Raw genomic sequence first — 7,549 nt, 5'->3', positions numbered from 1 at the left:
CCCCCCCGCCGTTACCACGGTCTTCTGGTGGCCGCTCTTCCGGCCCCCTCCGGCCGGGTGGTCATGCTGGGGCAGGTGAAGGAAACGCTGCGGCTGCCCGGCGGCGCCGGGATTCCTCTAACCTGTGAGGAGACCGACCCCCGCCAGGCCTCCTTCCCAGGCCAAGGCTGTCTGGAGGAATTCCGTCTCGAGGACGGTCTCCCGGTCTGGCGGTTCACCAAGGCGGGATTCGTTCTGGAGAAGCGCATTCTCCTTCCGCACAAGCAGAACACGGTCATGATCCTTTACCGGCTGCTGGAGGGGGATTCCGCCGTCCAGCTGGAACTTCGACCCGCCCTTCATTTTCGTCCCCATGAGGAATCCGTCGATTTCCCCCTTGACCATCCCTATGTTCTGACGGTCATCGGCGACCGCTACGAGGTCTCCGGCCGGCCCGGCCTGCCCCCGCTGCGGCTTAAACTTCAGGCGGAAAAACCGACCCTGACTGTTGAAGAGGATTTCCGGCGCGAGATCTTCTATCGGGTGGAGGCCGAACGGGGGTATGAATCCCTGGGCAGTCTCTGGAGTCCGGGGTATTTCTTCACCGAACTGCATTCCGGCGGCTCCGCCGCCCTGGTCGCCTCCACCGAGCCCTGGTCCATCATGCTCTCGATCAGCCCGGAGGAGGCCCTGCGGCTGGAGGAGGAGCGCCGTCATCGCCTGCTTCTTTCCGCCGGTCGCCAAGTGCGCGAAGATTTCGCCCGGGAGCTTGTCCTTGCCGCGGATCAGTTTTTGATCACTCCTACAACGCGCCCCGAGGAGGCGGCCCGGGCCGCGGCAGGAGGCGACGAAGTGGGGACGATCATCGCAGGATATCACTGGTTTACCGACTGGGGCCGGGATACCATGATCAGCCTTGAGGGGCTTACTCTCACCACCGGCCGCTACCGGGAGGCCGGCTGCATCCTGCGCACCTTCGCCCACTACATTCGGGACGGGCTCATCCCCAACATGTTTCCGGAGGGAAAGAGCGAGGGACTCTACCATACCGCCGATGCCACGCTCTGGTTTTTCCAGGCACTCGACCGCTACTTTCAGCACACCGGCGACCGGCTCACCCTGCGAAACATCCTTCCGGGGCTGCTGAGCATCGTCGAGCACCACATGAGGGGCACCCGCTTCGGAATCCGGGTCGATCCGGCCGACGGACTGGTGCGGCAGGGGGAGGCCGGCTATCAGCTCACCTGGATGGATGCCAAGGTGGGGGACTGGGTGGTGACTCCCCGTCGGGGAAAAGCGGTGGAGATCAACGCGCTCTGGTACAATGCCCTGCGTCTGCTGGAGGGATGGATTCGGGAGGAGCAGGGGGAGGAAGCCGCCCGTCCGCTGGCTGAAAGGGCTGAGCAGACGCGGCAGTCCTTCAACCGCCGTTTCTGGAATCCGCGGCGGAAATTCCTGTTCGATCTGGTGGACGGCGAAAACGGCGACGATCCGGTCTGCCGGCCGAACCAGGTGCTGGCCATCTCCCTGACGCATCCTGTCCTCGACGAAGAATACTGGGAGCCGGTGGTGGCTGCGGTCAAGGAGCATCTGTTGACCCCCGTCGGACTGCGCTCCCTTGAATCCGGTGCGCCCGATTACAAGCCCCGTTATTTCGGGGATATCCACGCCCGGGACGCCGCCTACCATCAGGGGACGGTCTGGGGCTGGCTAATCGGTCCCTTCGTCGACGCCTGGCTCAAGGTTCATCCGGAGGACAGGAAAGGCGCACGGCGGTTCCTGGAGGGGTTCGTCTCCCACTTCGAGGAGGCGGGCGTCGGCTCGATCAGCGAGATCTTCGATGCCGATCCCCCCTTTACCCCGCGGGGGTGCATCGCGCAGGCCTGGAGCGTGGCGGAGGTGCTTCGCTGCTGGGTGAAGACGGGGGAGTGAGAGGAAAATTGCCGCCGGCAGCGTCATCAGCCTTCTGAATCATCCCAGGCGGAGCCGGTGCAGGCTGGCCCGCGCCTCCCCTCCGCCGGTCTCCGGGATGATGATCAGTTCAAGGGCTCTGACGTCGCTGAGGTCGACCTGGAAATCCTCCTCCTCCCGGGTCGTCCCTGGCGGACTGAAATGATACTGCTGGCGCACGATCTCCCGGTAGGATCGGCCGTCCGACCAGCGAAGGACGAACTCCTGGTGGCGGGTCCGCTCCTCTTCCTGGAAGGACAGTTGAATCCTCCGCAGGCGCAGGGGCTGATCGAACAGCAGGCGGATGGCCTGCTTCCCCGCTTCTCCGGCCCGCCAGCCGCCGTTTCCACCAGGGGTCAATGCGGCTTCGATGGGATGCGCGGCGTCTTCCGAAGTGATTTCCACCTCCGCCAAATGCTCCAGGTCCAGCCAATCCTTGTCCTCGGGGCGTTTTGCCGTTCCGGCATGCAGAATCCGTTTACGCATGGGTGTTCTCTCCTTTTTCCCACCTGAAGTAATCATGCTTCCTTCGGACAGTCTAGCAGCGGAGGGCAGAACTTCCACCCGATCGCTGTAGAAGGGGGCGGCCGCGCTCCGAGGGAGCAGGTGGATTTTGCTACGCTGCCGTCCCCCGCTGCAAGGATTTCTCCTGCTTCTCCGGCGCCAGCCGCCGGCAAAGGAGGCGGAAGAGAGAGGGATAGAGGACGCTGGCGAGAAGGGCGGTGAGGATGAGGGCTCCGGCGGTGTCGCTGTCGATGATCCCCATCTTCTGCCCCAGGGTTCCGGCGACCACGATCATCGAAAGCGGCGCCGAAAGTAGCACCGACATGCCGGCGGCCTGCAGCAGGGAGAGCCGCAGGGGAGCGGCCAGCAGCAGCGGATAGAAATTGCTCAACAACACGGCGGCAGTCAGGAGCAGGGCGGTGGTTACGGTCTGCGGCGTGGTCAGCAGAACGGGATCGAGCTGGGAGCCGACGCCGATGAAGAAGAAGGGGATGAGGAAGCCGAAGCCGAGGGCATTGACCTTCTCCTCGAAGCGCCCTTTGCTCTTGAAGACATGGCTGAAGATCATGCCGGCGAGGAAGGAACCGAGGATCGGCTCGGCCCCGGCAAGGGCGGCGAGAATGCCTCCGGCAAAGGCCACGGTGACCACGGCGCGGATCCCCTCCTCAACCGGGTCCTCGCTCTCCATCACTTTCTCGACCCGCTCCGGGTTCCACCAGGCCAGCAGATAAAGCACCTTGAGGACCAGCATGGCCAGACCGAAGAGGAGCGTCAGCTTGACAAGCTCCAGACCGGCGTGCCAGGAGAGGCCGTGCTTGTGATAGGCGTCTAACAGGGTGAGCACCAGGATGGAGAGGAGCTCCCCGGTGAGGGCGACGCCGATGATGTCCCGCCCCAGCGGGGTGCGGCTGAGACCCAGTTCCTTGAGCACCGGGATGACGATGCCGGCGGAGATCATCGCCACCGCGACGCCGAGGAAGAGCGGCTGCCCCAGGCTGACGAAGAGCAGAGGCGTGAGGGTCAGGGAGAGGAGGCTGACCAGGACATACCAGAAGGTCTTGCCGCTGCGGCGAATGGCCTGCAGGTCGAGTTCCATGCCGGCGATGAACATGAGGTAGATGAAGCCGATCTGCCTCAGCAGCTCGAACCAGTCGGGGCGCTGGTGGAGCAGAACATTGAACAGCAGCATGCCATAGACGATTTCCAGGGCGGCGGAAGGCACCCGGATGCGCCGGGCCAAAAAAGGAATGACCGCGACGCCGAGGAGAATCAGGAAGAGTGCGATCTGCTGATCGAGCATGCTATATGACTGCCTCCAGCGGCGGGATGAGGAGTGTGGAAACCGGCGATTTTCGAACCACGTGCCAGGGAACGTCGGGCTGCAGCAGACTCTGCCAGAACTTCTTCTCCTCCCAGCGGCCGATGTCATTCACCGACAAGTTATAGCCGGGGAGGGCGGAGAGGACCGTTTTTATCGGGTTCCCCTCGAGCTCGACGGTTCGGATGCTGGTTTTATAGATGAGACTCATGTCCGCCACCGTCTCCCGCATCCGTTCGAACTCCTGCGTCTGTTCGTCCGAGGCGATGTAGCGCGAAAGCCGAGGGAAGAGGGCGCTGATTTCGTAGTTGAGCGCCACCGACATCTCCAGTGCCGTCTCCGTGGCGTGCTGCAGTCCCTGCAGCTGCAGACAGGGGACGGCGACCCGCTCGTAAGGGAAGGTGCCGGCCGCCAGGAGGATCGGACAGGCGGCGGCTTTGGCCAGCTCAAAAAGGTAACGCCGGCGGCGGCCGGCAAAGGGAATGGTTTTCGCCAGAGCGGACCGCGACAGGACGATGATGCCGGGACGCCGGCCATATTCGCGAACCGTTTCGAGCAAGGCGGGGAACATCTCCTCCGAGGTCACCTCCGTCAGCGCCTGCTTGAACTCGTACTTCTCCACCATCTCGGCGATGCGCGCGGCCAGCCCCTTGCGATCCAGATGCAGGAAGATGAGCTCCTCCAGCGGAAAAACGCTGAAGAGATAAGCGATCTCCTCGAAAAAGGCGTCCGGCTCCTCTCCCTCGACATAGGCCATGATCGTATCGCCGTATTCGAGGGGGAAGTGTTCGAAGCGGAAGGAGAGCATCTCGGCTACCGTCTTGAGCACCGGCGGATCGCCGAGGATCACCACCCGGTCGTTGGGCTTGAGGACCGTCTCGCCGCGGGGGACGATGAGATTTTCATCGCGGTAGACGATTCCTACCCGCCAATTGATGGGATTGATCGAGGCGAGGGTCTTGTAGGCCAGGCGGGAGTGGGCGTGGACCTCGACCTCAAGAATCTCGTTCTTCCCCAGACCGATGCCGTGCACCGTCTTGGTCTTGAGCTCGAGGCGGTTGCGCAGGCCGGTGGCGCTGACGGCGAAGATCCTCTCCACTTCGACGTCGAGCTTTTCCAGTTCATCGATGCCCTTCTGGGTAATGCCGACGGCGATCACTCGCGGCACGGTGAAGTGGTCGCACAGAACCCGCGCCACCTCGATGTTGACATCCTGCGAAGTGGTGGTAATAACGACCGTATCGGCCTCGTTCACTCCCGCCTTCTCCAGCACCAGGCGGCTGGTGGCATCCCCCTCGATGGTGAAGGTCGATTCGCCGCGCAGTTTCCGGACCGTTTCGAGAATTTCAGGATTTTTGTCGATGCAGACCAGTTCGAAATCTTTGGAAAGCATCTTGACCAGCGGCAGGCCGATGTTGCCGAGCCCGACGATGACGTACTTGCCTGAAGGCATGTGCCATCCCCCCATACATGAGAACAGCTTCGGGCGGCAAAAAAAGTCCGCCCGTCGCCAATGATCTAACAATATACCTGACATCCTTGAAAACAAAAGGCCCGGTTCGCCACCTGGCGACCGGACCTGTCTGCTCCCCTGACGTCGCTTGCCCGCCGGGTATTGCTATTTTTTAGTGCTCGCCTTCTCCAGATTGACCCGCTGGATCTCGGCCGTCTCCAGGGCTTTCCGTGATGCCTGATGCCGGGGGCTGAAGGCCTGGATCATTTTCCATGTGCTGATTGCCTCGTCGAGATCACCGGCCCGATAGGAGGCCAGGCCGCGTTCCATCAGCTGTCCGGCGCAGTCCTCGATGCCGGCGAGAATCTCGGAAGGTGTCAATATGACCTTCCTTGCCACTGCCTCCGTTTTCGGAAATCGGTCGTGGGCGCACCGGAACAGCTCTCCGGCTTTATCCGGCAGTCCTTGTTTTCTATACAGCTCCGCCTTGGCGAGGATGCCGTTGATTGTTTGACCGTATTCCTCGGCAATGGCCGCTTCCGGCAGCCCTCTCTTGATTTCCTTGCACAGCAGGTTCAGGGCGGAGCGGTAACTTTCCGTCTCCAATTGCCGATGGATCGTCGGCCGAAGAGTCGCCGTCCGCTCCGGGATGGAGGGGGCCGGACTTTCTGAGGACGCCGGACGCTTGGGCGGCTCTACGTGACGGACCTCCGCCGGGGCGCCGGCGCGCCTGGGAAAATCGACCGTTCCGCAGGCGGTCAGGCCAAGCATAATCGCCGGCAGAAGGAGACCGCCGCACCAATGCGTTCTCACAGGGTGCCTCCCATAAACGACAATTCTTCCTCCGTCTCTTCCTTCAAGGCTTCAATGAACTGATCCGCAACCCGGGGTGCGAACTGTTTCCCCCGGTAAGCCCTGATCTCCTCGATCGCCTCCTCCAGCGAGCGTCCCGGCCGATAGGGGCGGGACGAGGTCATGGCGTCGTAGGCATCGGCGATGGCAACGATCCGGGCAAAGAGCGGGATCTCCTCGCCTCGAAGTCCCTTGGGGTAGCCGCTGCCGTCATGCCATTCGTGATGGTGGAGCACCACCGGCACGTACTTGTGAAGGGATTGGGCAAGACCGATAATCTCCGCTCCGTGCTCCGGGTGAAGGCGGATGAGGCGGGCCTCTTCCGCATCGAGGGGGCCGGGCTTGTTGAGAACGATATCGGGAACGCGGATCTTTCCGATGTCGTGGAGAAAACAGGCTATCTCCAGATCCCTCAACTCATTCTGCTCCAGACCGAGCCGACGGCCGACGCGCAGCGAAAGCGCCGCCACCCTGGCTGAGTGGTTCAGGGTATAGTTGTCCCGCGCATCGAGGGCCGCCGCCAGGATGTGGACAGTTGAGATGTAGGCTTCCTCCAGCTCGCGGGCGGAGCCTTCCAGGCTTTCCTTCTGTGCTCCGATGGTTCGGGCCATGGCGTTGAAGCTGGTCGTCAGCTCGCCGAGCTCGTCCCGGGAAATGGTCTCCACCTGCACGTCGTAATCGCCGCCGCGGATGCGCGCCACCCCTGTGGCCAGCCTTTTGATCGGCTGGGTGAATCTGGTGACCAGCAGCAGGGTTCCACCCAGGCCGACTCCCATGGCCAGCAGGGAGATCAATGTCATCCGGTTGCGGGCTGAAGCCTTGGCGGCTCGATAGGGTGCGGAGTCGATCCCGACCACCACCTCCCCCAGCCGGCGGCCGGCGAAACGGATCGGAGCCAGGAATTCGAACGTCGACCGGCCGTCCCTCTTGACTTTCTGCACCGAAAAGTCGGGAGTCTCCGTTACCTCTCTTCCGGACAGGCTCTCGAAGCGACCACCCGCGGCCTCCAGGCGATTGTGGGCCAGCACCGTCTGCTCCTGGTCGAGAATGGCCAGGTAGATCACGTCTTCCTGCGCCTCGGTGAGTTTGGCGGCCAGGTTGTCGAGAGCCAGGATGTCGCCGGAAAGAATGCTGTAGCCCGCCGGCGTCGCGGCGCCGACAGCCAGGGAACTCCCCCGCTGCACCAGCGAGTGCAGCAGGGCTTCATCAAGGATACGGATGGCGACAAGGGAGGATCCGGTGGTGATCAGAGCAATGAGCGACAGAGTGAGGAAGGCGAGCTTGAAGCGAATCCCGCCGGGGAGTTTTTCGAACCAACGGTTCAGCGTCGACCGGAGCCCTCCTCGCGACCCCTCTTCTTCTGTCGATGACGGATAATGTCCCTCGTTGCGAAGGTATTTATGCCATTGCATTTTCTTCCAGGCGGGCGAACAGCGGCCCCGCACCCCTTTTGTTTTTGCAATCCATTCGGGCGGTTTTTCCGATGACCGCTG

6 protein-coding genes are annotated in these 7,549 nt (G+C 62.6%); 1 reads left to right on the top strand and 5 read right to left on the bottom strand.

The window, feature by feature from the left end; genetic code table 11:
- A partial coding sequence (locus tag DTF_RS22470) for an amylo-alpha-1,6-glucosidase (protein WP_051361108.1) occupies positions 1 to 1,911 on the top strand: 1,911 nt, incomplete at its 5' end.
- Positions 1,912 to 1,950: 39 nt separating this feature from the next.
- On the opposite strand, the gene DTF_RS0107455 is transcribed toward DTF_RS22470, so the two are convergent.
- The 5 genes from DTF_RS0107455 to DTF_RS22465 form a co-directional block, all read right to left on the bottom strand.
- Complete coding sequence (locus tag DTF_RS0107455; RefSeq protein WP_027714817.1) at positions 1,951 to 2,415, bottom strand: hypothetical protein; 465 nt, start codon at positions 2,413 to 2,415, stop codon at positions 1,951 to 1,953.
- Between the two features lie 130 nt (positions 2,416 to 2,545).
- A complete protein-coding gene (locus DTF_RS0107450; protein WP_027714816.1) occupies positions 2,546 to 3,733 on the bottom strand; it encodes a cation:proton antiporter in 1,188 nt (395 codons plus the stop codon).
- Position 3,734: 1 nt separating this feature from the next.
- Positions 3,735 to 5,204, bottom strand: a complete 1,470-nt coding sequence (locus DTF_RS0107445; protein ID WP_027714815.1) for a TrkA family potassium uptake protein — start codon at positions 5,202 to 5,204, stop codon at positions 3,735 to 3,737.
- Positions 5,205 to 5,369: 165 nt separating this feature from the next.
- A complete protein-coding gene (locus DTF_RS0107440) occupies positions 5,370 to 6,017 on the bottom strand; it encodes a lipopolysaccharide assembly protein LapB (RefSeq protein WP_027714814.1) in 648 nt (215 codons plus the stop codon).
- A complete protein-coding gene (locus DTF_RS22465; RefSeq protein WP_051361106.1) occupies positions 6,014 to 7,468 on the bottom strand; it encodes an HD domain-containing phosphohydrolase in 1,455 nt (484 codons plus the stop codon). The genes DTF_RS0107440 and DTF_RS22465 overlap by 4 nt, the downstream gene beginning before the upstream one ends.
- Positions 7,469 to 7,549: the final 81 nt, after the last annotated feature.

The organism is Desulfuromonas sp. TF (assembly GCF_000472285.1).
GTDB lineage: Bacteria > Desulfobacterota > Desulfuromonadia > Desulfuromonadales > ATBO01 > ATBO01.
Note: the sequence above shows the minus strand (reverse complement) of the source record. Positions and strands in the feature narration are given on the sequence as shown.